The sequence below is a fragment of the Pseudomonas sp. genome (assembly GCF_049300855.1).
Taxonomy (GTDB): Bacteria; Pseudomonadota; Gammaproteobacteria; order Pseudomonadales; family Pseudomonadaceae; genus Aquipseudomonas.
This window is the reverse complement of record NZ_JBAQKH010000025.1, coordinates 141,655-166,664: the sequence shown is the minus strand read 5'-3', so window position 1 is coordinate 166,664 and position 25,010 is coordinate 141,655. Positions and strand designations below refer to the sequence as shown.

At 59.2% G+C, this 25,010-nt stretch carries 23 protein-coding genes; 13 read left to right on the top strand and 10 right to left on the bottom strand.

Going from position 1 to position 25,010, the window contains the following annotated elements:
* Positions 1–62 precede the first annotated feature (62 nt).
* Positions 63–719 (bottom strand): alpha/beta hydrolase, encoded by a 657-nt coding sequence (locus WA225_RS09435; protein WP_422607729.1) that lies wholly within the window; start codon positions 717–719, stop codon positions 63–65.
* Positions 720–1,187: 468 nt separating this feature from the next.
* Here WA225_RS09435 and WA225_RS09430 point away from each other — a divergent pair, with 468 nt between their 5' ends.
* The 4 genes from WA225_RS09430 to WA225_RS09415 all read left to right on the top strand — a co-directional run bounded on the left by WA225_RS09430 (position 1,188) and on the right by WA225_RS09415 (position 5,348).
* On the top strand, positions 1,188–2,219 hold the full coding sequence (locus WA225_RS09430) for an amino acid ABC transporter substrate-binding protein (RefSeq protein ID WP_422607728.1): 1,032 nt from the start codon (positions 1,188–1,190) through the stop codon (positions 2,217–2,219).
* A gap of 66 nt (positions 2,220–2,285) precedes the next feature.
* The gene (locus tag WA225_RS09425; protein WP_422607727.1) at positions 2,286–3,467 is read left to right on the top strand and encodes an amino acid ABC transporter permease; all 1,182 of its coding nucleotides are present in this window, start codon (positions 2,286–2,288) and stop codon (positions 3,465–3,467) included.
* Positions 3,468–3,477: 10 nt separating this feature from the next.
* Positions 3,478–4,572 (top strand): amino acid ABC transporter permease, encoded by a 1,095-nt coding sequence (locus WA225_RS09420; RefSeq protein WP_422607726.1) that lies wholly within the window; start codon positions 3,478–3,480, stop codon positions 4,570–4,572.
* An 11-nt stretch (positions 4,573–4,583) separates the two neighbouring features.
* Entirely contained in the window at positions 4,584–5,348 is a 765-nt protein-coding gene (locus WA225_RS09415) for an amino acid ABC transporter ATP-binding protein (RefSeq protein WP_008080191.1), read from the top strand.
* 51 nt (positions 5,349–5,399) lie between these two features.
* On the opposite strand, the gene WA225_RS09410 is transcribed toward WA225_RS09415, so the two are convergent.
* Positions 5,400–5,888 (bottom strand): type II toxin-antitoxin system MqsA family antitoxin, encoded by a 489-nt coding sequence (locus WA225_RS09410; protein ID WP_422607725.1) that lies wholly within the window; start codon positions 5,886–5,888, stop codon positions 5,400–5,402.
* On the bottom strand, positions 5,885–6,196 hold the full coding sequence (locus tag WA225_RS09405; RefSeq protein ID WP_422607724.1) for a type II toxin-antitoxin system MqsR family toxin: 312 nt from the start codon (positions 6,194–6,196) through the stop codon (positions 5,885–5,887). The genes WA225_RS09410 and WA225_RS09405 overlap by 4 nt, the downstream gene beginning before the upstream one ends.
* A 166-nt stretch (positions 6,197–6,362) precedes the next feature.
* On the opposite strand from WA225_RS09405, the gene WA225_RS09400 reads away from it, so the two are divergent.
* The 5 genes from WA225_RS09400 to WA225_RS09380 all read left to right on the top strand — a co-directional run bounded on the left by WA225_RS09400 (position 6,363) and on the right by WA225_RS09380 (position 10,387).
* Positions 6,363–7,022 carry a FadR/GntR family transcriptional regulator gene (locus WA225_RS09400; protein WP_150706007.1) on the top strand — a complete coding sequence of 220 codons (660 nt, stop codon included), beginning with the start codon at positions 6,363–6,365 and terminating at the stop codon, positions 7,020–7,022.
* Complete coding sequence (locus WA225_RS09395) at positions 7,012–8,316, top strand: CynX/NimT family MFS transporter (protein ID WP_422607723.1); 1,305 nt, start codon at positions 7,012–7,014, stop codon at positions 8,314–8,316. The genes WA225_RS09400 and WA225_RS09395 overlap by 11 nt, the downstream gene beginning before the upstream one ends.
* 237 nt (positions 8,317–8,553) lie before the next feature.
* Positions 8,554–9,024, top strand: a complete 471-nt coding sequence (locus tag WA225_RS09390) for a nuclear transport factor 2 family protein (RefSeq protein WP_422607722.1) — start codon at positions 8,554–8,556, stop codon at positions 9,022–9,024.
* Between the two features lie 40 nt (positions 9,025–9,064).
* A complete protein-coding gene (locus tag WA225_RS09385) occupies positions 9,065–9,367 on the top strand; it encodes a GIY-YIG nuclease family protein (RefSeq protein ID WP_008083651.1) in 303 nt (100 codons plus the stop codon).
* A gap of 84 nt (positions 9,368–9,451) precedes the next feature.
* Positions 9,452–10,387: a glutathione S-transferase family protein gene (locus tag WA225_RS09380; protein ID WP_422607721.1), complete on the top strand. Its 936-nt coding sequence runs from the start codon at positions 9,452–9,454 to the stop codon at positions 10,385–10,387.
* 129 nt (positions 10,388–10,516) lie between these two features.
* On the opposite strand, the gene WA225_RS09375 is transcribed toward WA225_RS09380, so the two are convergent.
* On the bottom strand, positions 10,517–10,867 hold the full coding sequence (locus WA225_RS09375; RefSeq protein WP_422607720.1) for a glutaredoxin family protein: 351 nt from the start codon (positions 10,865–10,867) through the stop codon (positions 10,517–10,519).
* Positions 10,867–11,871: a nucleoid-associated protein YejK gene (gene yejK, locus WA225_RS09370; protein WP_007909053.1), complete on the bottom strand. Its 1,005-nt coding sequence runs from the start codon at positions 11,869–11,871 to the stop codon at positions 10,867–10,869. The genes WA225_RS09375 and yejK overlap by 1 nt, the downstream gene beginning before the upstream one ends.
* Before the next feature lie 395 nt (positions 11,872–12,266).
* On the opposite strand from yejK, the gene WA225_RS09365 reads away from it, so the two are divergent.
* A complete protein-coding gene (locus tag WA225_RS09365) occupies positions 12,267–12,548 on the top strand; it encodes an HU family DNA-binding protein (protein WP_003221909.1) in 282 nt (93 codons plus the stop codon).
* A gap of 200 nt (positions 12,549–12,748) precedes the next feature.
* On the opposite strand, the gene rlmF is transcribed toward WA225_RS09365, so the two are convergent.
* Positions 12,749–13,768 (bottom strand): 23S rRNA (adenine(1618)-N(6))-methyltransferase RlmF, encoded by a 1,020-nt coding sequence (gene rlmF / locus WA225_RS09360; protein WP_095119373.1) that lies wholly within the window; start codon positions 13,766–13,768, stop codon positions 12,749–12,751.
* Positions 13,769–14,035: 267 nt separating this feature from the next.
* The gene (locus tag WA225_RS09355; RefSeq protein WP_422607719.1) at positions 14,036–16,882 is read right to left on the bottom strand and encodes a valine--tRNA ligase; all 2,847 of its coding nucleotides are present in this window, start codon (positions 16,880–16,882) and stop codon (positions 14,036–14,038) included.
* A gap of 196 nt (positions 16,883–17,078) precedes the next feature.
* Between WA225_RS09355 and WA225_RS09350 the strand changes: the two genes are divergently transcribed.
* Positions 17,079–20,039 (top strand): RHS repeat-associated core domain-containing protein, encoded by a 2,961-nt coding sequence (locus WA225_RS09350; RefSeq protein ID WP_422607718.1) that lies wholly within the window; start codon positions 17,079–17,081, stop codon positions 20,037–20,039.
* A gap of 4 nt (positions 20,040–20,043) precedes the next feature.
* Here the strand turns inward: WA225_RS09350 and WA225_RS09345 are convergent, their stop codons facing one another.
* From WA225_RS09345 to WA225_RS09335, 3 genes are read right to left on the bottom strand one after another with little or no spacing between them, the layout of a single operon-like run.
* Positions 20,044–20,439, bottom strand: a complete 396-nt coding sequence (locus WA225_RS09345) for a DNA polymerase III subunit chi (protein WP_422607717.1) — start codon at positions 20,437–20,439, stop codon at positions 20,044–20,046.
* Positions 20,440–20,447: 8 nt separating this feature from the next.
* Positions 20,448–20,876 (bottom strand): DNA polymerase III subunit chi, encoded by a 429-nt coding sequence (locus tag WA225_RS09340; protein ID WP_422607716.1) that lies wholly within the window; start codon positions 20,874–20,876, stop codon positions 20,448–20,450.
* Between the two features lie 57 nt (positions 20,877–20,933).
* Positions 20,934–22,424 carry a leucyl aminopeptidase gene (locus WA225_RS09335; RefSeq protein ID WP_422607715.1) on the bottom strand — a complete coding sequence of 497 codons (1,491 nt, stop codon included), beginning with the start codon at positions 22,422–22,424 and terminating at the stop codon, positions 20,934–20,936.
* Positions 22,425–22,732: 308 nt separating this feature from the next.
* Between WA225_RS09335 and lptF the strand changes: the two genes are divergently transcribed.
* Together lptF and lptG are read left to right on the top strand one after the other, a co-directional pair.
* Positions 22,733–23,854 (top strand): LPS export ABC transporter permease LptF, encoded by a 1,122-nt coding sequence (gene lptF / locus WA225_RS09330; RefSeq protein ID WP_422607714.1) that lies wholly within the window; start codon positions 22,733–22,735, stop codon positions 23,852–23,854.
* Positions 23,847–24,908 carry an LPS export ABC transporter permease LptG gene (gene lptG / locus WA225_RS09325; protein ID WP_422607713.1) on the top strand — a complete coding sequence of 354 codons (1,062 nt, stop codon included), beginning with the start codon at positions 23,847–23,849 and terminating at the stop codon, positions 24,906–24,908. The genes lptF and lptG overlap by 8 nt, the downstream gene beginning before the upstream one ends.
* Positions 24,909–25,010: the final 102 nt, after the last annotated feature.

Here is a 25,010-nt window from a genome sequence, read left to right as displayed (position 1 = left end):
GTAATGCAAGAAACGGGCGCGGCGTAGTAGGAGGGATCAAAGGGCGTTTTTAAACTCGATGTTTAGCGCAGGCGCTCGCTCAGCCAGACGCCAATGTCGCGAATTTCTTCGGGTAACACTTCGTGCTCCATTGGGTATTCCTGCCATGTCACGGTGACACCATGCTTCACCAAGTGCTCATAAGCGCTGCGGCCCATCGAGTTTTGCACCACGCCATCGAACTGGCCGTGCAGGCATAGCGCGGGAATTCGCTGCTGGCTGGCGGACAACTCCAGTTCATCACTGAACGTTGGCGCATACGTCGACAGCGCGAGTACACCACCCAATGGGCCCTGCCACTTCAAGAATGCGGTGTGATAAACCACCGCGCCACCCTGGGAAAAACCGGCGAGGAAAATTCGCGAGGCGTCTATTCCGCTGGCGCGCTCGTTTTCGATCAATTCGATGATGCGCTCGGCGGAGGCTTCCAGCTCGTCACGATCAATCGCCCGCGCCGGGCTCATGGCTTTAATGTCGTACCAGCTCGGCATGGCATATCCGCCATTTATCGTCACTGGGCGCGTCGGCGCCTGCGGCAACACAAAACGCGTGCTCAGCAGACTTTCCTGCAGTGCCTCGGCCACCGGCAGGAAGTCGTAGCGGTCGGCGCCGAGGCCGTGCAGCCAGATCACGCAGGCGTCTGCGGGCTTAACAGGCTGAAGAATCAAGGGCTCGGTCATGGCTGCTCCAATTGTGTGCGGGCGCTCTCATTGAGTGCGTGATTAACGTGCGCGCCCGGGTGATCCGTTAAGAAGATGTCGCAAGGGTACAAGTTTTGCTATTGACCTGTCGCTCAAACGCTTCAGCGGCCGGAGTGGTACGGGCTTTGCTATGGCTTGAACCGTGCAACCGATCCCGCGCCTGGCGGTAACACTATCAGTGTACCCAAGGCTTGGGGATTGCAAAGAATCCGGTGATGGATGTTCGCCAATGGCCGCTACGGGCTTAGCGAACGTGAAAGGGCTACAGCCCGTTCGGCCGATTGGTGAGAAGTGAGTTGTCCATGATGTGGATTTTCTCCTACTAGACTCATAGCGAAGGTCTTACGTCGGTTGACCCCAAAAAAAGCCAACACGGGTCAACAACGCCTCAAAAGGGTGCGACGGGACTCAAGCTCCGACACAACAAGAGCAAAACTGGAGGTTTGAATGAAGATGTTGAAATCCACTCTGGCGATCGTGACTGCAGCAACAGTTCTCGGCGTCAGCGGGTTCGCTCAGGCGGGTGCAACCCTGGATGCCGTGCAGAAGAAAGGTTTCGTGCAGTGTGGCGTGAGCGACGGTCTGCCGGGCTTCTCGGTACCGGACGCGACCGGCAAGATCCTCGGGATCGACGCTGACGTCTGCCGTGCTGTGGCCGCTGCCGTATTCGGCGACGCGAGCAAGGTCAAATTCAGTCAGTTGAACGCCAAGGAGCGCTTCACCGCGCTGCAATCGGGCGAGATCGACATCCTCTCGCGCAACACCACCATGACCAGTTCGCGCGATGCGGGCATGGGCCTGAAATTCCCGGGCTTCATTACCTACTACGACGGTATCGGCTTCCTGGTGAACAACAAGCTGGGCGTGAAAAGTGCCAAAGAGCTGGACGGTGCAACCATCTGCATCCAGGCCGGTACCACGACCGAGCTGAACGTTTCCGACTACTTCCGCGGCAACGGTCTGAAATACACCCCGATCACTTTCGACACCTCCGATGAAAGCGCCAAGTCGCTGGAATCCGGTCGTTGCGACGTACTGACCTCGGACAAATCCCAGCTGTTCGCCCAGCGCAGCAAACTGGCTTCGCCGAAAGACTACGTGGTTCTGCCGGAAACCATTTCCAAGGAACCACTGGGCCCGGTCGTGCGTAACGGCGACGACGAGTGGCTGGCCATCATCCGCTGGGTTGGCTACGCCATGCTCAACGCTGAAGAAGCCGGCATCACCTCGAAAAACGTTGAAGCTGAAGCCAAGTCCACCAAGAACCCGGACGTTGCGCGTCTGTTGGGCGGCGACGGTGAATACGGCAAGGACCTGAAACTGCCGAAGGACTGGGTCGTGCAGATCGTCAAGCAAGTCGGCAACTACGGTGAAGTGTTCGAGAAAAACCTCGGCAAGAGCACTCCGCTGGAGATCGACCGCGGCCTGAACGCCCTGTGGAACAACGGCGGCATTCAGTACGCACCACCAGTGCGCTAATGGTTCTATCGCCCGGCGGGCCAACCGCCGGGTGATGTTCTTGTTCCATTTTTTCCGGGGCACTTCATGCAAAATTCAATCGGCGCACCAAAGCAGAGGTTCAGCCTCAGCGATCCACGAGTGCGTGCGTGGCTATTCCAGATCATCACGGTTTTGGCGGTGGTCTCGCTGGGCTGGTACCTGTTCGACAACACGCAAACCAACCTGCAGCACCGGGGCATTACCTCCGGTTTCGACTTTCTGGAGCGCAGTGCCGGGTTCGGCATCGCTCAACACCTGATCGACTACACCGAAGCGGACAGCTATGCCCGCGTCTTTGTCATCGGTCTGCTCAACACCCTGTTGGTGACCGTGATCGGCGTGATTCTGGCGACGATTCTCGGTTTCATCATCGGCGTGGCGCGGCTGTCGCAGAACTGGATCATCAGCAAACTGGCGACCGTGTATGTGGAAGTGTTCCGCAACATTCCGCCGCTGCTGCAAATCCTGTTCTGGTACTTCGCGGTGTTCACGGCCATGCCGGGGCCGCGTAACAGTCACAACTTCGGTGACACCTTCTTCGTCAGCAGTCGCGGCCTGAACATGCCGGCCGCCTTGATGGCTGACGGTTTCTGGGCATTTGTGAGCAGTGTGGTGATCGCGATCGTCGGCGTCGTGCTGATGACCCGCTGGGCCACCAAGCGCTTTGAAGAAACCGGTGTACCGTTCCACAAGTTCTGGGTGGGGCTGGCAATCCTGCTGGTGATCCCGACCTTGAGCGCACTGATTTTCGGCGCCCCGCTGCATTGGGAAATGCCGAAGCTGCAAGGCTTCAACTTCGTCGGCGGTTGGGTGCTGATCCCGGAACTGCTCGCCCTGACTCTGGCCTTGAGCGTGTACACCGCAGCGTTCATCGCCGAGATCGTGCGTTCGGGGATCAAGTCGGTCAGCCATGGCCAGACCGAAGCGGCGCGCTCGCTGGGCCTGCGCAACGGTCCGACCCTGCGCAAGGTGATCATCCCGCAAGCGCTGCGCGTGATCATTCCACCGCTGACCAGTCAGTACCTGAACCTGGCGAAAAACTCCTCGCTGGCCGCCGGTATCGGTTACCCGGAAATGGTTTCGCTGTTCGCCGGCACCGTGCTCAACCAGACCGGTCAGGCGATCGAGGTGATTGCCATCACCATGAGCGTGTACCTGGCGATCAGTATCAGCATTTCCATGCTGATGAACTGGTACAACAAGCGCATTGCGCTGATCGAGCGGTAAGGAAAAGCGCATGAGTACTCATACTTTCAAACCCGACATGCCTCCACCGAGCCGCAGCATCGGCGTGGTCGCATGGATGCGCGCGAACATGTTCTCCAGCTGGCTCAACACCCTGCTGACGCTGTTCGCGTTTTATCTGATCTATCTCGTGATACCACCGATCCTCAGCTGGGCAATCATTGATGCCAACTGGGTCGGCACCACGCGCGCCGACTGCACCAAGGACGGCGCCTGCTGGGTGTTCATTCAGCAGCGTTTCGGTCAGTTCATGTACGGCTATTACCCGGCGGACCTGCGCTGGCGCGTGGACCTGACCGTGTGGCTGGCGGTTCTCGGTGTGGCACCGCTGTTCATCTCGCGCTTCCCGCGCAAAGCGGTGTACGGGCTGAGCTTCCTGGTGTTGTACCCGATCATTGCCTACATCCTGCTGCACGGCGGATTGGGTCTGAGCAACGTGGCGACCAGCCAGTGGGGCGGCCTGATGCTGACCCTGGTCATCGCCACCGTCGGTATCGCCGGCGCCTTGCCACTGGGCATCGTGCTGGCGTTGGGTCGACGTTCGAACATGCCGGCGATTCGCGTGATCTGCGTGACCTTCATCGAGTTCTGGCGCGGCGTGCCGTTGATCACGGTGCTGTTCATGTCGTCGGTGATGCTGCCGCTGTTCCTGCCCGAAGGCATGAACTTCGACAAGCTGCTGCGGGCACTGATTGGCGTGATCCTGTTCCAGTCGGCCTATGTGGCCGAAGTGGTGCGCGGCGGTCTGCAAGCGATCCCCAAGGGTCAGTACGAAGCGGCTGCAGCGATGGGCCTCGGTTACTGGCGTTCGATGGGCCTGGTGATTCTGCCGCAAGCCCTGAAGCTGGTGATCCCCGGCATCGTCAACACCTTCATCGCGCTGTTCAAGGACACCAGTCTGGTGATCATCATCGGCCTCTTTGACCTGCTCAACAGCGTCAAGCAAGCCGCTGCCGATCCGAAATGGCTGGGCATGGCCACCGAAGGCTACGTATTCGCCGCCCTGGTGTTCTGGATTTTCTGTTTTGGTATGTCGCGCTATTCCATGCATCTGGAACGCAAGCTCGACACTGGCCACAAGCGTTAGGAGTTGTGTAAATGAGTGAAGCAATCAAAAAGCCTGTAGGTCCTGAAGGCATTATTCAGATGCAGGGCGTCAACAAGTGGTACGGCCAGTTCCACGTGCTCAAAGACATCAACCTCAACGTCAAGCAGGGTGAGCGTATCGTTCTGTGCGGGCCGTCGGGTTCCGGCAAATCGACGACGATTCGCTGCCTCAATCGTCTGGAAGAGCACCAGCAGGGCCGCATCGTCGTCGACGGCGTGGAACTGACCAACGACCTCAAGCAGATCGAAGCGATCCGCCGTGAAGTCGGCATGGTGTTCCAGCACTTCAACCTGTTCCCGCACTTGACCATTTTGCAGAACTGCACCCTGGCGCCGATGTGGGTACGCAAGATGCCCAAGCGCAAGGCCGAAGAAATCGCCATGCATTACCTGGAGCGCGTACGCATTCCGGAGCAGGCGCATAAATTCCCGGGGCAACTGTCCGGCGGTCAGCAGCAGCGTGTGGCGATTGCCCGCGCCCTGTGCATGAAGCCGAAAATCATGCTGTTCGATGAACCCACTTCAGCGCTCGATCCGGAGATGGTGAAAGAGGTGCTCGACACCATGATCGGTCTGGCTGAAGACGGCATGACCATGCTCTGCGTGACCCACGAAATGGGCTTTGCCCGCACCGTGGCCAACCGTGTGATCTTCATGGACAAGGGCGAGATCGTTGAGCAGGCTGCGCCGAATGACTTCTTCGATAATCCGCAGAACGAGCGGACGAAGTTGTTCTTGAGTCAGATTTTGCATTGATGGTTTTTGCGTAAATCAAACCCGGCCTTGTGCCGGGTTTGTTTTTTGGGGTCAGGATGCGGTGAGGGTTTCGTGTTCTTTGTGGACGGTGTGCTTGAAACCTCGCAGGTCTGCGCCTTCTGCCAAGGTTTGAATATCGACAAGCATGTAGGGATGTCGGTCCAGCAGGCGCATGAGCAGCACCAATGCTTTGGGTGGAAGTAATTCTCCACGCTCGTAACGAGAGAACGCGTTATGCCCGCCGCCGGAGAGCAGTTGCACCGTTTCCTTTTGCGTCAGGTGCAATTTGCGTCGAATACGTTTCATCTCGGCACCGATCATTTGTCTGGCGGCGATAACCAGCTCATCGCCTGCTTTCGTATAACGTTCCGCGCTATCGGTATTGTCATCCCACTCGACTTCGCCGCACTGCTGGCATTCCCAGCCAGAAAGATCGGTTACACGACGCTCCATGCCTTTGACACTCAGGGTCTCGCCTCGCCCCGCGAAATGCCTCATTCCCTCACGGGCACCACAGCTGAAACATTGCCGGGTTTTCATGGGTTTTTCTCCTTGAAGGAGATTACCGGTGCGCCGCCGGCAGGGCGGTATGTCACCTTGATGTAAATCTCCAGATCTTGTGAATGGGTGTGATACACGTCCTGCCAGACTCGATGATCGTCATAGCTGGTCATCGACTTGTACAACATCCTGTTCTGCAGCTCGTAAACGATTTCTTGCATCTCTCTGATGCTAAAGCCGAGAAGATCACCGGATTCTGCAGAGCTTCTGGTAAAGGCCCTTCTTCCAAGCCGCCTGACCTCAGCCTTGATTACCGCCAAGTCGTAATGGGGTGTGTTCTTTTCCATAAGAAACCAAAACCCTGTCCCTGAAATTACCCTTAAAGGGTAATTTTGACCAATCGAAAATACCGCTCCATGTGTCGCCTTTTGACCCTAGGTGGTTGCCGTCCTATATGGGTCCGAATAACATGTCGGAAAATTCATCCTATGATTGGATGAAAGGGCGAATCCTATGTCAGACATTTCTCCACTCATTAAGCGATCCTTGGTCGACCAAGCCCTGGATCAGCTTCGCCAGCGCATCAACAGCGGCGCCTGGCAGGTTGGCGAGCGGTTGCCGACCGAACCCGAGCTGTGCGCCGAACTGGGCATCAGCCGCAACACCGTGCGTGAAGCCATGCGCGTATTGGCGTTTTCCGGATTGATCGAAATTCGTCAGGGCGATGGCAGTTACTTGCGCGCGGTGGTCGATCCACTCGACACGCTGAAAGCCTTGTCGCGTTGCTCGCTCGATCAGGCGCGGGAAACCCGCCATATCCTCGAAGTCGAGGCGATTGGCCTGGCCGCATTGCGCCGCACCGACGAAGACCTCGTCGCACTGCGTGAGGCACTCGGCACCAGCGGCAGCCATTACCACGGCGACCTCGACACCTACATCGCCTGCGACCTGGTGTTCCACCGTCGTCTGGTCGACGCCGCGCACAACCCGACGCTCAGTGAGCTGTATCGCTATTTCTCCAGCATCGTCGGCGCGCAATTGCGCCAGACCCTGAACATCGTCCCGCGCCGTCAGGAAGTGTTCGACCTGCACATCGCGTTGCTCGATGCGGTCGAGCAACGCGACCCGGAACGGGCCAAAGCCTTGTCGAGGCAGTTGATCAATGAACCTTGAAACCGAGAAATCCATGTCCCGCAGTGAGATATCCACAACCCCCAAACGCACGGCAGAGCTTGAAGAACTGCTGATCGACGCCGAGGCCGACGACGAGCAAGTGCAACAAAGCCATCCGTTGGTGCGCCGGCCATGGCTGTTGTTGCTGGGCTTGATTCTGGTGGCGCTGAACCTGCGTCCGGCGCTGTCGAGCATGGCGCCGCTGCTCAGCGACGTGTCGAAAAGCCTCGGCTTGTCGGCAGCTCAGGCCGGTCTGCTGACCACGCTGCCGGTGCTCTGCCTCGGCTTGTTCGCCCCACTGGCACCGATTCTGGCGCGGCGTTTTGGCGCTGAACGGGTGGTGCTGGGGATTCTGCTGACACTGGCTGGCGGAATCATTTTGCGCAGCAACTTCGGTGAAATCGGCCTGTTCGCCGGCAGCGTTCTGGGCGGCGCAAGCATCGGCATCATCGGTGTTCTGCTGCCGGGCATCGTCAAACGCGACTTCGCCAAACACGCCGGCACCATGACTGGCGTCTACACCATGGCGTTGTGTCTGGGCGCGGCGATGGCGGCCGGTTCCAGCGTGCCGTTGAGTGAACACTTCGGACACAGCTGGGCGATGGGCCTGGGGTTCTGGGTGATTCCGGCGTTGGTGGCTGCGGTGTTCTGGCTGCCGCAAGTCGGCCAGAAACATGGCGCACACAACGTCGCCTATCGTGTGCGCGGTCTGTTGCGTGATCCGCTGGCCTGGCAGGTGACCTTGTACATGGGCCTGCAATCGTCGCTGGCCTACATCGTGTTCGGCTGGTTGCCGTCGATCCTGATCGGTCGTGGCCTGACCCCGACCCAGGCCGGTCTGGTGTTGTCCGGTTCGGTGATCATCCAACTCGCGAGTTCTTTGGCCGCACCGTGGCTGGCGACCCGTGGCAAGGATCAGCGTCTGGCGATCGTGGTGGTGATGGCACTGACCCTCGGCGGACTGTTCGGTTGCCTGTATGCACCGATCGAAGGCCTGTGGGGCTGGGCGATTCTGCTGGGTCTGGGGCAGGGCGGGACGTTCAGTCTGGCGCTGACGTTGATCGTGTTGCGCTCACGGGATTCCCATGTCGCGGCTAACCTGTCGAGCATGTCTCAGGGCTTCGGTTACACACTGGCGTCGATGGGGCCGTTCGCGGTCGGCGTGGTGCATGACTGGACCGGCGGCTGGAATGCCGTGGGCTGGATCTTCGGCATTATTGGCACCGGCGCGATCCTCGCCGGGCTTGGTGCCGGGCGTGCGCTGTACGTGCAAGTGCAAAGCGAGAAGATCTGACGCGTAACCCTTTTTTGGAGGCAGTGATATCCAATGTGGGAGCGAGCTTGCTCGCGAAGACGGTGGATCAGGCACAGATCATGTGAATGTGCCGGCCTCTTCGCGAGCAAGCTCGCTCCCACAGTTCTTGGGGCGCCTTGAAGATCTTGCGTGGTATTCGGTTTACGAATGCCGATAGTGTTTCTGCGCATTGCAGATTATCGTGCTGGCACTCTGTACCTATTTTGGAGTTTGCCCATGAGCGAAGCCCACGCCGCGTTGATCACCCGCTTTTACCAAGCCTTCCAACGCCTCGATGCCGAAGCCATGGCCGCCTGTTACACCGACGACGTCGTGTTCAGCGATCCGGCCTTCGGTGAACTGCGCGGACGCGATGCCGGCGACATGTGGCGCATGCTCACCACCCGCGCCAAGGATTTCTCGCTGACCTTCGACAACGTCCGCGCCGATGAGCGCAGCGGTGGCGCACATTGGGTCGCGACCTACCTGTTCAGCCAAACCGGCAACATCGTCATCAACGATATTCAAGCCCGCTTCGTCTTCCGTGATGGCAAGATCTGCGAGCACCACGATCACTTCGATCTGTGGCGCTGGTCGCGTCAGGCCCTCGGTTTCAAAGGCCTGCTACTGGGCTGGACACCACTGGTGCGCAACGCCGTACGCGCTCAGGCGTTGAAGGGACTGAAGGCATTTCAGTCCGGTCGCTGATAAGATCGCCGCCTGTTTTCCTACACGTTCAGATCCCGAAGTGACCAGCCTTAGCGAAAAATCTGTCGACGTCGCCGAACCCGTGAGCAAGTCCTGGTTCGTCTACCTCGTTCGCGCGGCCAATGGTTCATTGTATTGCGGGATCAGCGACGATCCGGTGCGTCGTTTCGCCAAGCATCAAAGCGGCAAAGGCGCACGGTTCTTCCTCTCCAGCCCGGCCATGGCGCTGGTTTATACCGAACTGTGCCGCGACAAGAGCGACGCGCTGCGCCAGGAACGGCTGATCAAAAAACTGCGCAAGAGCGCCAAGGAATGTCTGGTTGCGTCTTATCAATCTGACTGATTGGTTCCCATCAGGCAGATCTGTAGGCTGCTAAGCAAATGCACGCTAAGCTGCTGGCTCACTATCTGAGCGGCGGAGCCGAGCATGTCCGAGTTGATTCTGCATCATTACCCGACCTCCCCATTTGCCGAGAAGGCCCGCCTGCTGCTGGGGTTCAAAGGCTTGTCGTGGCGCTCGGTGCATATCTCGCCGGTGATGCCGAAACCGGATCTGACCGCCCTGACCGGTGGCTATCGCAAGACCCCGGTGCTGCAGATCGGCGCCGACATCTACTGCGACACTTCGTTGATCGCTCGTCGTCTCGAGCAAGAGAAGGCTTTGCCAGCGTTCTTCCCCGAAGGTGAGGAGTTCACCGCCGCCAGTTTTGCCACTTGGGCTGACTCGGTGGTGTTCCAGCATGCGGTGAGTCTGGTGTTCCAGCCGGAATCGGTGGCCGTGCGTTTCGCCAAGCTGCCGCCGGAAGCGATCAAGGCGTTTATTGCCGACCGCGCCGGTCTGTTCAGCGGAGGCAGCGCCACGCGTTTGTCTGCCGAACAAGCCAAGCATCAGTGGCCGACGATCATGGCTCGCCTAGAGCAGCAGTTACAGCGCGAGCAAGGCGACTTTCTGTTCGGCGAACCGTCGATTGCCGACTTTGCGCTGGCGCATCCCATGTGGTTCCTCAAGGCGACGCATGTGACGGCTCCACTGGTGGATGAGTATCCGGCGGTTTCGGCGTGGCTGAATCGAGTGCTGGGCTTTGGTCATGGCGCGGCGAGTGCGATGACCTCCGAGGAGGCGCTTGAGGTTGCACGCAACGCGACACCGGCGGCGTTGCCGGATGAGCAGTTCGTAGATCCGAATGGTTTCAAGGCTGGGCAGCAGGTGGCGATCTCTGCGACGGATTACGGGGTTGATCCGGTGGTCGGTGAGCTGCTGTTTGCCGGTAGCGAAGAGCTGATCATTCGTCGCGAAGACGAGCGTGGCGGCGTGGTGCATGTGCACTTCCCGCGCTTTGGTTTCCGGATCGAGGCCCGCTGATTCGAGTCTGTTGCAAAACCTGTGGGAGCGAGCTTGCTCCGGGCGGCGTTCCGACGAAGACGATTGATCATTCAACATTGTTGTTGGCTGATGCACCGCTTTCGCGAGCAAGCTCGCTCCCACAGTTGATTACTTCAGGGCGGCGAGAATCTCGTCCGGGTCAAACCCGCGAATCAACGTGCCGTTAACGTCGATCAACGGAATCCCGCGCCCACCCAAGGCCTCATACGCCTTGCGCGCCTCGGCATCCTTCTCGATATCGAATTCCTTGAAAGGAATCCCCTTGCTGTCGAGAAAGCGCTTGGTCTGCTTGCAGTAGCCGCACCAGTCGGTGGCGTAGAGCACGACGTTGGCTTGCGCCCGCGTTTGCTCGGCAACCATCTGCGAGGGGTTGAACACCCGCTCGATCTTGCCCCAGTTCTGATAAATCACGACCACCAGCAGAACCAGTGCGACCTTCTTCAGCACGTTACCGAGCATCAGTTGCGCCGCTTCAACTGATCGGTCAGCGACGTCGGCAGGCCTTTGATCACCAGTGTGCCAGCCTCTTCGTCGTACTCGATCTTCGAGCCCAGCAGATGCGCTTCAAAGCTGATCGACAGGCCTTCGGCGCGGCCGGTGAAGCGACGGAATTGATTCAAGGTGCGTTTGTCTGCCGGAATTTCTGGCGACAAACCATAATCCTTGTTGCGGATGTGATCGTAAAAGGCTTTCGGGCGTTCCTCGTCGATCAGCTCGGACAACTCTTCCAGGCCCATCGGTTCGCCGAGCTTGGCCTGGCTGCTGGCGTAATCGACCAGGGTCTTGGTCTTCTCGCGAGCGGACTCTTCGGGCAGGTCCTCGCTCTCGACGAAGTCGCTGAACGCCTTGAGCAGCGTGCGGGTTTCACCCGGGCCGTCGACGCCTTCCTGGCAGCCGATGAAGTCGCGGAAGTATTCCGACACCTTTTTGCCGTTCTTGCCTTTGATGAACGAGATGTACTGCTTGGACTGCTTGTTGTTCTGCCACTCGGAAACGTTGATGCGCGCCGCCAGGTGCAACTGACCGAGGTCGAGGTGGCGCGACGGTGTCACGTCCAGCTCGTCGGTCACCGCCACGCCTTCGCTGTGGTGCAGCAGGGCGATCGCCAGGTAATCGGTCATGCCTTGCTGATAGTGGGCGAACAGCACGTGGCCGCCGACCGACAGGTTCGACTCTTCCATCAACTTTTGCAGGTGCTCGACCGCGACTTTGCTGAACGCGGTGAAGTCCTTGCCGCCTTCCATGTATTCCTTCAGCCAGCCGCTGAACGGGAACGCGCCGGACTCCGGATGGAACAGGCCCCAGGCTTTGCCCTGTTTGGCGTTGTAGCTCTCGTTGAGGTCGGCGAGCATGTTCTCGATGGCTGCAGACTCGGCCAGCTCCGTGTCACGGGCGTGCAGAACTGCGGGCGTGCCGTCGGGTTTTTTGTCGATCAGGTGGACGATGCAATGACGGATCGGCATGGGCTTCTCGGCTGTTGGAAGGGAGGAGGGCAGGCTCCCCCGAAAAAGCGCCCAGTGTACCGCAACCACTGGTTTTGGCGCGGGTTGTAGGGCAAAACCGGGGCGCACGACCGGCCTTATGCAGTTTTTTACCGATTTAGAGCAATAAAGCTGACCAAATGGGTAGCTAGAGGCGGATATTTCCCCGTCTCTGTGCTAGTTTTGCCCGGTCTTACGCGAAGTCACTGCGTTAAGCGTGCAATCAGCATTTGTCAGGTCGAACCAAACCCTGATTTCGGTATCTATAACCCGACTCGTCGTGGTTATCGCCGAGGGTGCCAGATCCAGAAGATCGGGCTCGATGGCTGACACTGCACTCTGCAATCCATATGAATTTGATAGGGAAGGAACACTACATGGCTCTTACTAAAGACCAACTGATCGCCGACATCGCTGAAGCTATCGACGCGCCGAAAACCACCGCGCGTAACGCTCTGGACCAACTGGGCCAAATCGTTGCCGATCAGCTGGAAAACGGCGGCGAAATCACCTTGCCAGGTATCGGCAAGCTGAAAGTGACCGAGCGTCCTGCCCGCACTGGCCGTAACCCTTCGACTGGCGCTGCCATCGAAATCCCTGCAAAGAAAGTGATCAAGCTGGTTGTGGCCAAAGGCCTGACCGACGCTGTGAACAAGTAAGACGCAGCGATAAAAAAACCGTGCACCGGAGCGATCCGGGCACGGTTTTTTTGTGCCTGCGATTTGGCAAGCACTTAGATCCCATGTGGGAGCGAGCTTGCTCGCGAAGGCAGTGTGTCAGTCAGAGTTGAATTGACTGATGCTCCCCATTCGCGAGCAAGCTCGCTCCCACAATTGATTTGTATCCGGCGATGCGGTGTTTAGCGAACCCAGCGCTCGCGGCGCCAGATCTGCTGTTCGGACTTGGTCTGGAACGTCCAGGCCACAAAGCGGCTCTGCTTCTGGCCCTGCGACATCTCCACCACTTGGCTTTCCAGCACGCCGGCCTTTTTCAGCGCGGTTTCGATGGCTGGCAAATTCGAAGCCTTCGACACCAGCGTGCTGAACCACAGCACCTTGTGCTGGAAGTTCGCGCTCTCGGCGATCAGTTGCGTCACGAAGCGTGCTTCGCCGCCTTCACACCACAGCTCCGCCGACTGGCCACCGAAGTTCAGCACCGGCAGTTTGCGTTTCGGGTCAGCCTTGCCCAGTGCGCGCCATTTGCGCTCGCTGCCCTTGGTCGCTTCGTCCATCGAAGCGTGGAACGGCGGGTTGCACATGGTCAGGTCAAAGCGCTCGCCCGGCTCCAGCAAGCCGATCAGGATGTGCTTGCGATTTTCCTGCTGGCGCAGCTGGATGACCTTGTTCAGGTCGTTGGACTGGACGATGGCGCGGGCGGCAGCCACGGCGGTCGGGTCGATTTCCGAGCCGAGGAAGTGCCAGCGGTATTCGCTGTTGCCGATCAGCGGATACACGCAGTTGGCGCCCATGCCGATGTCCAGCACGTTGACGATCGCGCCGCGCGGGACCTTGCCGTCGTTCATGCTCGCCAGCAAATCGGCGAGGAAGTGCACGTAATCGGCACGGCCCGGCACTGGCGGGCAGAGGTAGTCTGCCGGAATGTCCCAGTGCTGAATGCCATAGAACGACTTGAGCAGCGCCCGGTTGAACACGCGCACCGCATCGGGGCTGGCGAAGTCGATGCTTTCCTTGCCGTACGGGTTGGTGATCACAAACTTCGCCAGTTCCGGCGTGGTCTTGATCAGCGCCGGGAAGTCGTAACGACCCTGATGGCGATTGCGCGGGTGCAGGCTGGCCTTTTCACGCGGCTCGACGGTCTTGGCCGGGGTCGCGGAGTCAGGCTTCTTGCGCGCAGGTTTGGGGGTGCGGGGGGCGTTCATGGGCGTGATCGATTCGGGTATGGCTGAAAGTGGCGGGTATTGTCCCACATCCAGCCGCTGCGAACTCAATATCAGCAACACCACCGATCTCTGTGGGAGCGAGCTTGCTCGCGAAAGCGTCCTCTCACTCAACATCAGCTTCGCCTGACACGGCCTCTTCGCGAGCAAGCTCGCTCCCACAGGGATTGGCAGTGGATGAAGGAAAGTAGGCAATAAAAAAGGCGCGTCACCCAATCGGGTGACGCGCCTTTTCAATGCGATTTGCCGTTACAGGCTGGCAATCCGCGCATGTTGCTCGGCCAGTTTGCCCAGGGCCTGTTCAGCCTCGGCCAGTTTGGCGCGTTCCTTCTCGATGACTTCGGCCGGGGCCTTGTCGACGAAACCGGCGTTGGACAGTTTGCCGCCAACGCGCTGGACTTCGCCCTGCAGACGCAGGATTTCCTTGTCCAGACGCGCCAACTCAGCGCCCTTGTCGATCAAGCCGGCCATTGGCACCAGCACTTCCATCTCGCCTACCAGCGCGGTGGCGGACAGCGGTGCTTCTTCGCCAGCCGCCAGAACAGTGATCGATTCCAGACGCGCCAGCTTCTTCAGCAGCGCTTCGTTCTCGGTCAGACGGCGCTGGTCTTCAGCGCTGACGTTCTTCAGGTAGATCGGCAGTGGCTTGCCCGGGCCGATGTTCATTTCGCCACGGATGTTACGTGTGCCGAGCATCAGTTCCTTGAGCCATTCGATGTCGTTTTCGGCCGCCGGATCGATGCGTTCTTCGTTGGCCACTGGCCACGCTTGCAGCATGATCGTCTTGCCCTGAATGCCGGCCAGCGGCGCGATGCGCTGCCAGATTTCTTCAGTGATGAACGGCATGAACGGATGCGCCAGACGCAACGCCACTTCCAGTACGCGAACCAGCGTGCGGCGGGTGCCGCGCTGACGTTCAACCGGCGCGTTCTCGTCCCACAGCACAGGCTTGGACAGTTCCAGGTACCAGTCGCAGTACTGGTTCCAGATGAATTCGTACAGCGCTTGTGCAGCGAGGTCGAAACGGAACTGATCGAGTTGACGGGTCACTTCGGCTTCGGTGCGTTGCAGCTGCGAGATGATCCAGCGATCCGCCAGCGACAGCTCGTAGGCTTCGCCGTTCTGGCCGCAGTCTTCGCCCTTGTCCAGAACATAACGCGCGGCGTTCCAGATCTTGTTGCAGAAGTTGCGATAGCCTTCAACGCGGCCCATGTCGAACTTGATGTCGCGACCGGTCGAGGCCAGCGAGCAGAAGGTGAAGCGCAGGGCGTCGGTGCCGTAGCTGGCGATGCCGTCGGCAAACTCGTCGCGGGTCTGCTTCTCGATCTTCTTCGCCAGTTTCGGCTGCATCAGGCCAGAGGTGCGTTTCTGCACCAGTTCTTCCAGCTCGATACCGTCGATGATGTCCAGCGGGTCAAGGACGTTGCCCTTGGACTTGGACATCTTCTGGCCCTGGCCATCGCGCACCAGACCGTGCACATACACGGTCTTGAACGGCACCTGCGGCGTGCCGTCCTCGTTCTTCATCAAGTGCATGGTCATCATGATCATCCGGGCAACCCAGAAGAAAATGATGTCGAAGCCCGTCACCAGCACGTCGGTGGAGTGGAATTTCTTCAGGAATTCGGTCTGCTCAGGCCAGCCGAGGGTGGAGAAGGTCCACAGGCCAGAACTGAACCAGGTGTCGAGGACGTCGTTGTCCTGTTGCAGCGCGACGTCCGGGCCGAGGTTGTGCTTGGCACGCACTTCGGCTTCGTCGCGACCAACGTAGACCTTGCCCGACTCGTCGTACCAGGCCGGAATCCGGTGGCCCCACCACAGCTGACGACTGATGCACCAGTCCTGGATGTCGCGCATCCACGAGAAGTACATGTTTTCGTACTGCTTCGGCACGAACTGGATGCGACCGTCTTCAACGGCAGCAATCGCAGGCTCGGCCAGCGGTTTGGTCGACACGTACCACTGGTCGGTCAGCCACGGCTCGATGATGGTGCCGGAGCGGTCGCCTTTCGGCACTTTCAAGCCGTGGTCGTTGACGCTGACCAACAGGCCGGCGGCATCGAACGCAGCCACGATCTGCTTGCGCGCTTCGAAACGCTCAAGACCGGCGTATTCAGCCGGGATCTGGCCATCGATGCTGTCGTTCAGTGTGCCGTCAAGGTTGAACACCTGGGCTGCCGGCAGCACGTTGGCGTTCTTGTCGAAGATGTTCAGCAGCGGCAGGTTGTGACGCTTGCCGACTTCGTAGTCGTTGAAATCGTGGGCCGGGGTGATTTTCACGCAGCCGGTGCCGAATTCAGGATCGCAGTAATCGTCGGCGATGATCGGGATGCGGCGGCCAACCAGCGGCAGCTCGACAAACTTGCCGATCAGGGATTTGTAGCGCTCATCGTTCGGGTTCACCGCGACGGCGGAGTCGCCGAGCATGGTTTCCGGACGGGTGGTCGCGACGATCAGGAAATCGTTGCCTTCAGCTGTTTTCGCGCCGTCGGCCAGCGGGTACTTCAGGTTCCACAGAAAACCTTTTTCGTCGTGGTTTTCCACTTCGAGGTCGGAAATCGCCGTGTGCAGTTTGGTGTCCCAGTTGACCAGGCGCTTGCCGCGGTAGATCAGGCCGTCTTCGTGCAGGCGCACGAACGCTTCTTTAACCGCTTCCGAGAGGCCGTCGTCCATGGTGAAGCGCTCGCGGCTCCAGTCAACGGACGAGCCGAGGCGGCGGATCTGACGGCTGATGTTGCCGCCGGACTGATCCTTCCACTCCCAGACTTTCTCGAGGAATTTCTCACGGCCCAGATCATGACGATTCTGGCCGGTGGCTTCCAGTTGACGCTCCACCAGCATCTGCGTGGCGATACCGGCGTGGTCAGTGCCCGGCTGCCACAGGGTGTTGCGACCCTGCATGCGGCGGAACCGGATCAGCGCGTCCATGATCGCGTTGTTGAAACCGTGACCCATGTGCAGGCTGCCGGTGACGTTCGGCGGCGGGATCATGATGGTGTAGGAGTCGCCCGCGCCTTGCGGGGCGAAGTAGTTCTCGGACTCCCAGGTGTTGTACCAGGAAGTTTCAATGGCGTGCGGCTGGTAGGTCTTATCCATGCGCGGCGGGACCCTATTGGCATTAATTCAGGAAAAGCCGACGAGTATAGCGGGGCATGGGGCCGAGGGCGAGCGGGTGCGGATCGAGTGTCTGTACGTGCGCGCAATGATTTTTACGCCTATACCCATTGTGACGTTCTTGTCGGCGGTGAATCGCAGGGTTTCTGCCGGCGCCTCTTTGACTTCGAGTGACTGAATGAAACTGTCTGAGACTTCATTGAATACCTATACGCCGTCGGTCATGGCCTGTGATGCCCGTGGTCTGTCGGTGCGAGAAGTGCAATATCACCGCCATCCCGATTCGCCAGCGGTCACCCAGGCACGCATTACCCGTCATCAGTTCGATGCGCGCGGCATCAACGTTCGAAGCGCTGACCCGCGTTTGAATGAGGCAGGGTTGGCCAACTTCATCCATATCACGAGCCTTTCCGGCACTGTGCTGTGCCAGGAAGGCGTCGACAATGGCACTGTCGTGACACTGAATGACGCAGCTGGCCGGTCGTTCAGTGTGGTGAGCAACATTCACTCCGGTGACGATGGCGCAGACATCAATCGGCATGCCGTGACCCGAATCTTTCAATACGAAAGCAATAATCTGCGAGGACGCCCGGTTAGCCTCGTCGAGCAGAACGCAGAGGGTGTCCGCCGAATCAGCGAGCGCTGGCGATATGCGGGAAACAGTGACCTTGAAACGTCTCAGAACCTGGCCGGGCAATGCGTGAGCCACTACGACACGGCGGGTTCGATCAGAGTCGACAGTCTGGCGCTAAGCGGCGTAGCGCTGTCCGTTACTCGTCGTCTGCTGGCGCACGCCGATGACCCGGACACCGTTGCCGATTGGCAAGGCGAAGACGCACAGGCTTGGGATGCCTTGCTGGCAGCCGAGGACTTCACCAACCAGACCACCACCGATGCGACGGGCGCGGAGCAGACCACCACGGATGCTGCGGGCAACCGACAGCGCATGGCATATGACGTGGCCGGTCTGCTTGCGAGCCGTTGGCTAACCCTGAAAAATCGGGTCGAGAAAAATATTGTGAAGTCCCTGACTTACTCGGCGGCGGGCCAAACGCTGCGCGAAGAACACGCTAATGGCGTGGTGACTCGTTGGGAATACGAGCAAGAGACGCAACGCTTGCTGGGGATAAATGTACAAAGGCCGGTCGGTCACGTGTCCGGGGCGAAAGTCTTGCAGGATCTGAAATATCAATATGACCCGGTCGGTAATGTGCTCGGCATGCGTAACGATGCAGAAGAAACCCGCTTCTGGCGTAATCAGGAAGTTGTTTCGCAGAACTCTTACGTCTATGACAGCCTCTATCAATTGGTCAGCGCCACGGGGCGTGAGATGGCGAATGCTGGCCGGCAGCGTGGCTTTCCTGTCGTATCCAGTTTCGACAACGCCACGTTCACGACCTACACGCGCACCTACAACTACGACACGGCGCGCAATCTGACGCGGATTCGCCACTGCGCGCCAGCGTCCAATCATTGCCACACCACAACTGTCACGGTCAGTCACCGCAGCAATCGCGGCGTGACAAGTCTCCTTTGCACTGATCCGCGAGAAGTGGACAGCGGGTTCACCGCAGGCGGGCAGCAAAAAATCTTGCAGCCCGGTCAGCCGTTGGTCTGGACGTCCCGTAACGAGCTTCTGAAAGTCTCTGTAGTTGAGCGAGGTGGTGCAGGAGATGACGCCGAGAGCTATCGCTATGACGGTGGCAGCCAGCGCCTTTTGAAGATCAGCACCCAGAACACGATCGACACCACGCGGGAACAGCAGGTGATTTACCTGCCCGCGCTGGAGCTAAGGACTATGAAAATCAACGGCACTGAAGCGCAGCGTTTACAGGTCATCAGCGTGGGAGCTAGCGGTCAGTCGTCGGTGCGGGTATTACACTGGGAGGGCGAAACGCCCAAAGGCATTGGTCATGATCAGTTTCGTTACAGCCATGATGATCTGATCGGCAGCAGCGGGCTGGAAGTCGATGCGCAGGGGAAAGTGATCAGCCGCGAAGAATACTTTCCTTACGGGGGTACAGCAGTCTGGACGGCGAGAAATGCAGTGGAGGCGAGTTTCAAAACCGTCAGGTATTCAGGCAAGGAGCGCGATGCGACGGGCCTTTACTACTATGGCTGGCGTTACTACCAGCCGTGGATTGGACGCTGGTTGAGTGCTGATCCGGCCGAAGCGATAGACGGGATGAACCTGTATGTCATGGCCGGCAACAACCCGGTCACGTTCCGTGACAGTAACGGGTTATTGAAAGAAGGTCAGGAGGCAGCCCGGCGCGTGGGTGAGACTTTTGTTCATCCTCGGCATATGCCTGTCTTTGAAAGAATTTCAAGGGTGCAAAATATTGCCATGAGCGTGCGCGAATCAGGCCGTCACACGATCAATGCGTTGGGTGAAGGCGCCGCCGCCAAAGGGCATAACATTCTTGAGAAAACCATAAAGCAAAGTTCGCTGACGGGCGTTTATGGTGAACAAGCTGGCACCATGCTTCAGAGGGCCGAGAGCAGTGGGTTTGCCGGGCGAGTGGGCAAGTGGAACAAGGCGGGCCTGCAGGGTGTTTATGCGCGCAATAACGTAAGTTTTGAAGACACGACTTACGACATCAATTTGCAAAGCCCCGTAGAGCACGAGCTGGTTGATTCCTGGATCAAGTTCAAGATCGTCACGCCTTATACGGGCGATTACGACATGCATGACATCATTCGTTTCAGCGGCGGCAAGGGGTATGTCCCTGAATCGGGAAGTGTCGATGAGACAGAAGTAAAGGATCTGATCAATCTTGGCGTCGCTGCATCTGACCCGGCGAGGTCATTCGAAGACGTCTCGATGAATGTTGTCCGTCATGGGCCGCAAGTGAACTTCGTTTCTTATATGTGGAAAAACGAGTTTGAAAAAGTCCAGGCCGACAATGGTTATCTCGGTGCAGTGGCGCGGCCAGGCCCGTTTCCGATAGCGATGGTGCACCAGGGGCGGTGGAGCATTCTGGAAAATAGCCATGAGCTGTTCGAGTTCTATGCCTCTACCAACACCGTTGTTCCGGAACACTGGGCGCAAGAATTTGTGGGGCGAGGAGGGGCGGTGGTCGCCACTCCCCGGCACTCGAAAATTCTGGATAAGTTCCGCAGGGCAAATACGATCTGAAGGTTTATTCGTATTGGCTGAGCAGCCGTTCCATCCGCGCATCGAGGCGGCGTTTGATTTCGGTTTCGATGTGCGGTGCGAAGTCGTCGATCACGTCTTGCAGGATCAATTGCGCGGCGGCGCGCAGTTCGCTGTCGAGGTGAAGCAAGGCGTCCGGGCCTTTATCCACAGGCGCCGCCGCTTGTGCGGCAGGTGCCGGGGCGGGCGCGGGAGGCGGTTCGACGGCAGTCGGCTCGGTGCCGACCGAATCGAACAGCATCGGAATTTGTTCCTGTTCACCGTCATCGACCGTATCGGTCAGCAGGGGCGGTTGCAGGTTGTCGTCGCCGAGCAACTGGCGGATCGACTCGAGATCGTCCAGCAGGTGTGTCGGCTTTTGCTGCGGTTTCGGAGTGTCCATTGGAATGCTCAGAGTCGCTGTAAACGGTGATCTTGCAGAGGATAGCCCTGTTCGCGGTAGAAACGGAAACTCTCCCGCGCGGCCGCCCGAATCGTCGGATCTTCCACCACCACTTCCGCCACCCGGGCGAACTTGTTGGCAAAGGCCGGGACTTGCAGGTCGAGATTGACCAGCAAGTCCTGATGCTGACCGCAGTCGTCACCCAGCCCCAGCACAATCAAACCGTCCGGTTCGCTGTCAGCCGGGCCGTGAGGCACGAACGTTTCGCCCTTGAATGCCCACAGGCGCGCATCGAGGTCGTCACGCTGGGCCGCATCGCTGCAATGCAGGTAGATGCGGTGACCCATGCGCCAGGCTTTCTCGGTGAGTTTGCAGGCAAAGTCCAGGCGAGCCGAAGGATCGGCGCTGGGCAGGATATAGAAGTCGACTTTGGTCATTGCGGTTCCAGAGCAGCAAGCGGCGTCACCCGAAAGTGACGCCGCCCGTCAGCGGGTTCAGGCTTTGGCGCGATCCAGCAGGTACTGGGTCAGCAGAGGTACTGGACGGCCAGTGGCGCCCTTGTCCTTGCCGCCGCTGGTCCATGCGGTGCCCGCGATGTCCAGGTGTGCCCAGTTGAGGTTTTTGGTGAAACGCGACAGGAAGCAGGCGGCAGTGATGGTGCCGCCTTTCGGCCCGCCGATGTTGGCGATGTCGGCGAACGGGCTGTCCAGTTGCTCTTGGTACTCGTCGAACAACGGCAGTTGCCAGGCGCGGTCGTCAGCGGCTTTACCGGCGCTGAGCAGTTGGTCGATCAGTTCGTCGTTGTTGCCCAGCAGGCCCGAGGTGTGCGCACCCAGTGCGACGACGCAGGCGCCGGTCAGGGTCGCGATGTCGATCACCGCTTGTGGCTTGAAGCGCTCGGAGTAGGTCAGCGCGTCGCAGAGCACCAGACGGCCTTCGGCGTCTGTGTTGAGGATTTCCACGGTCTGGCCGCTCATGGTGGTGACGATGTCGCCCGGACGGGTCGCGTTGCCGCTCGGCATGTTTTCCGCGCAAGCGAGGATGCACACCAGGTTGATCGGCAGTTTCAGTTCAAGCACCGCACGCAGAGTACCGAACACGGAGGCCGCGCCGCCCATGTCGTATTTCATTTCGTCCATGCCTGCGCCCGGTTTCAGGCTGATGCCGCCAGTGTCGAAGGTGATGCCTTTACCGACCAGCGCATACGGCTTCTCGGATTTCTTGCCACCGTTGTATTGCATGACGATCAGGCGCGGCGGTTGCTCGCTGCCCTGGCCGACGGCATAGAACGAACCCATGCCCAGCGCTTTGATCTTCTTCTCGTCAAGGACTTCGACTTTCAGATCCTTGAACTCTTTGCCCAGGTTCTTGGCTTGTTCGCCGAGGAACGTCGGGTGGCAGATGTTCGGCGGCAGGTTGCCCAGGTCGCGGGTGAAGGCCATGCCGTTGGCGATCGCGGTAGCGTGATTCACGGCGCGTTGCACTTCAGCCTGCGCAGCCTTGATGGTCAGCAGGGTGATTTTCTTCAGGGCGCGCGGTTCGGCTTTCTGGCTCTTGAACTGGTCGAAGGTGTATTGGCCATCCACCAGGGTTTCCGCCAGCAGACGGGTTTTGCCGTAGCTGTCGCGGTTTTTAACAATAATTTCATCCAGCGCCAACACGGCGTCGCTGCCGCCCAGACCTTTCAGGGTGTTGAGGATGCCAGCGGCGATTTTACGGAACGGACGGTCGCCCAGTTCTTCATCTTTACCCACGCCGACCAGCAGCACGCGTTCGGCTTTCAGGTTGGGCAGGCTGTGCAGCAGCAGGCTTTGACCGACTTTGCCGGCCAGATCGCCGCGCTTGAGTACGGCGCTGATGGCGCCACCGCTCAGTTCGTCGACCAGTCTGGCCGCGACCCCGAGTTTGCGGCCTTCGCCGACAGCAACCACCAGGGTGGCGGTTTTCAACGTTTCTGGGCTAACGCTTTTTACAACCAGTTCCATGTCCGGATCCCTGAATGAATGGTCAACATGCAGGCGTTCGACGGTGTCCGCAGGCGCCTGCTTATAGATAGAAGAGGCGCAGGCCAAAGCCTGCGACAAGGGCCGCAGTTTGAACCTCGCTCCCCGCGCCTGACAACCCTCGGTTGTATGATCTGCAACGGATTACAGACATGGATGAGTGTGCGCAGTGACAGGCGCCCTCAATCACAGGATAATGCCGCATCTTTTTTCGACGGCTCTGCATTGCGGGCCGGTCGATGTGTTTGCTTGTTTGGCCGCCTTAGCCTGACAACCCTGGAGTGTCTGGTTTGATCGTCTTCCGTTATCTGTCCCGCGAAGTCCTGTTGACCCTCAGCGCCGTGAGTGCCGTGCTGCTGGTCATCATCATGAGCGGTCGTTTCATCAAATACCTCGCTCAGGCCGCTGCCGGTCAACTCGATCCGGGCTCGCTGTTCCTGATCATGGGCTATCGCCTGCCGGGCTTCCTGCAGCTGATTCTGCCGCTGGGGCTGTTTCTCGGCATCCTGCTGGCCTACGGTCGCCTGTACCTCGAAAGCGAGATGACCGTGCTCTCGGCCACCGGCATGAGCCAGCAGAAGCTGTTTCGCATGACCCTGTTTCCGGCGACGCTGGTGGCACTGGTGGTAGCATGGCTGAGCCTCGGCCTGGCCCCGCAAGGCGCCAATCAGTTCCAGTTGCTGCTGAACAAGCAGGATGCCCTGACCGAATTCGACACCCTTGAACCGGGTCGCTTCCAGGCGCTGCGTGACGGTACCCGGGTGACCTACACCGAGACCCTGAGCGACGACCGCGTCAATCTGGGCAGCGTATTCATTTCGCAGAAAAACCTCGGTGCCGATCAAAAGGATCGCGGCATTTCCGTGCTGGTGGCCGAAAAGGGCCGTCAGGAAGTGCGCCCGGACGGCAATCGCTACCTGATTCTCGATAACGGCTACCGCTATGACGGCAGCCCGGGGCAGGCCGATTATCGTGCCATTCACTACGAAACCTATGGTGTGCTGTTGCCCAAGCCGGACGTCAGCGAAGAGGTCACCGACCGCGACGCCATGCCGACCTCATCCCTTCTTGGCAGCGATGACATCCGCTCTAAAACCGAACTGCAATGGCGTTTGTCGCTGCCGCTGCTGGTGTTTATCGTGACCCTGATGGCGGTGCCGCTGTCACGCGTGAACCCGCGTCAAGGGCGTTTCCTCAAGCTGCTGCCGGCGATCCTTCTTTATATGGCTTACCTGACCATCCTGATTGCCGCCCGCGGCGCCCTTGAAAAAGGCAAGATCCCGCCGGCCCTCGGCCTGTGGTGGGTGCATGCGATCTTCCTGTTCATCGGTCTCGGCCTGCTCTATTGGGAGCCGCTGCGCCTGAAGATGGCCAGCCGTCGCTCCGCTGCGCTGGAGGTGGCCCGTGGTTAAACTCGACCGCTACATCGGCAGCAGCGTGTTCATGGCGATCATCGCCGTGCTGGCAATCATTCTCGGTCTGGCAACGCTGTTCGCCTTCATCGATGAAATGGGTGATGTCAGCGACACCTACACCCTGGTTGATGTCCTCAGCTTCGTTTTACTGACCGCGCCACGCCGTCTCTATGAAATGCTGCCGATGGCGGCGCTGATCGGTTGCCTGATCGGCCTCGGCAGTCTGGCCAGCAGCAGTGAGCTGACGGTCATGCGTGCCGCTGGCGTGTCGATCGGTCGTATTGTCTGGGCGGTGATGAAGCCGATGCTGGTGCTGATGCTGGCCGGTGTGCTGATCGGCGAATACGTCGCCCCAGCCACCGAGAGCATGGCGCAAGCCAATCGCTCGCTGGCGCAGGGCAGTGGTGATGCGCAAAGTGCCAAGCACGGTATGTGGCACCGCCAGGGGGACGAGTTCATCCATATCAACGCCGTTCAACCCAATGGCCTGTTGTATGGCGTGACTCGCTATCACTTCGACAAGGAGCGCCACCTGCTGAGTTCGAGTTTTGCCAAGAAGGCCGAGTTCGACGGCAATAAGTGGCAGCTCACCGACGTTGCCACCACGCTGTTCCATGAACGCAGCACGGAAGTCGTCAATACCCCGAGCGAGCAATGGGACGTGGCGTTGAGCCCGCAATTGCTCAGTACCGTGGTCATGGCCCCGGAATCGCTGTCGATCAGCGGTCTGTGGGGCTACATCCACTATCTGTCCGAACAAGGTTTGAGCAACGGCCGCTACTGGCTGGCATTTTGGGTCAAGGTGTTGCAGCCGTTGGTCACTGCTGCACTGGTGTTGATGGCGATCTCGTTCATTTTCGGTCCGTTGCGCTCGGTGACCCTCGGTCAGCGGGTATTCACCGGCGTGCTGGTGGGTTTCACCTTCCGTATCGTCCAGGATTTGCTTGGCCCGTCGAGCCTGGTGTTCGGTTTCTCGCCGTTGTTCGCGGTGCTGGTACCGGCCGGGGTTTGTGCACTGGCGGGTGTCTGGCTGCTGCGAAGAGCCGGTTGATCGGCACTTTTTTGCCAATGTTTCAGCCTTGAAAACGCCTCGGTCGACAGATCGGGGCGTTTTTGCATGCAATCCGGGTGACAGGTGAACGTGACGCTTGCG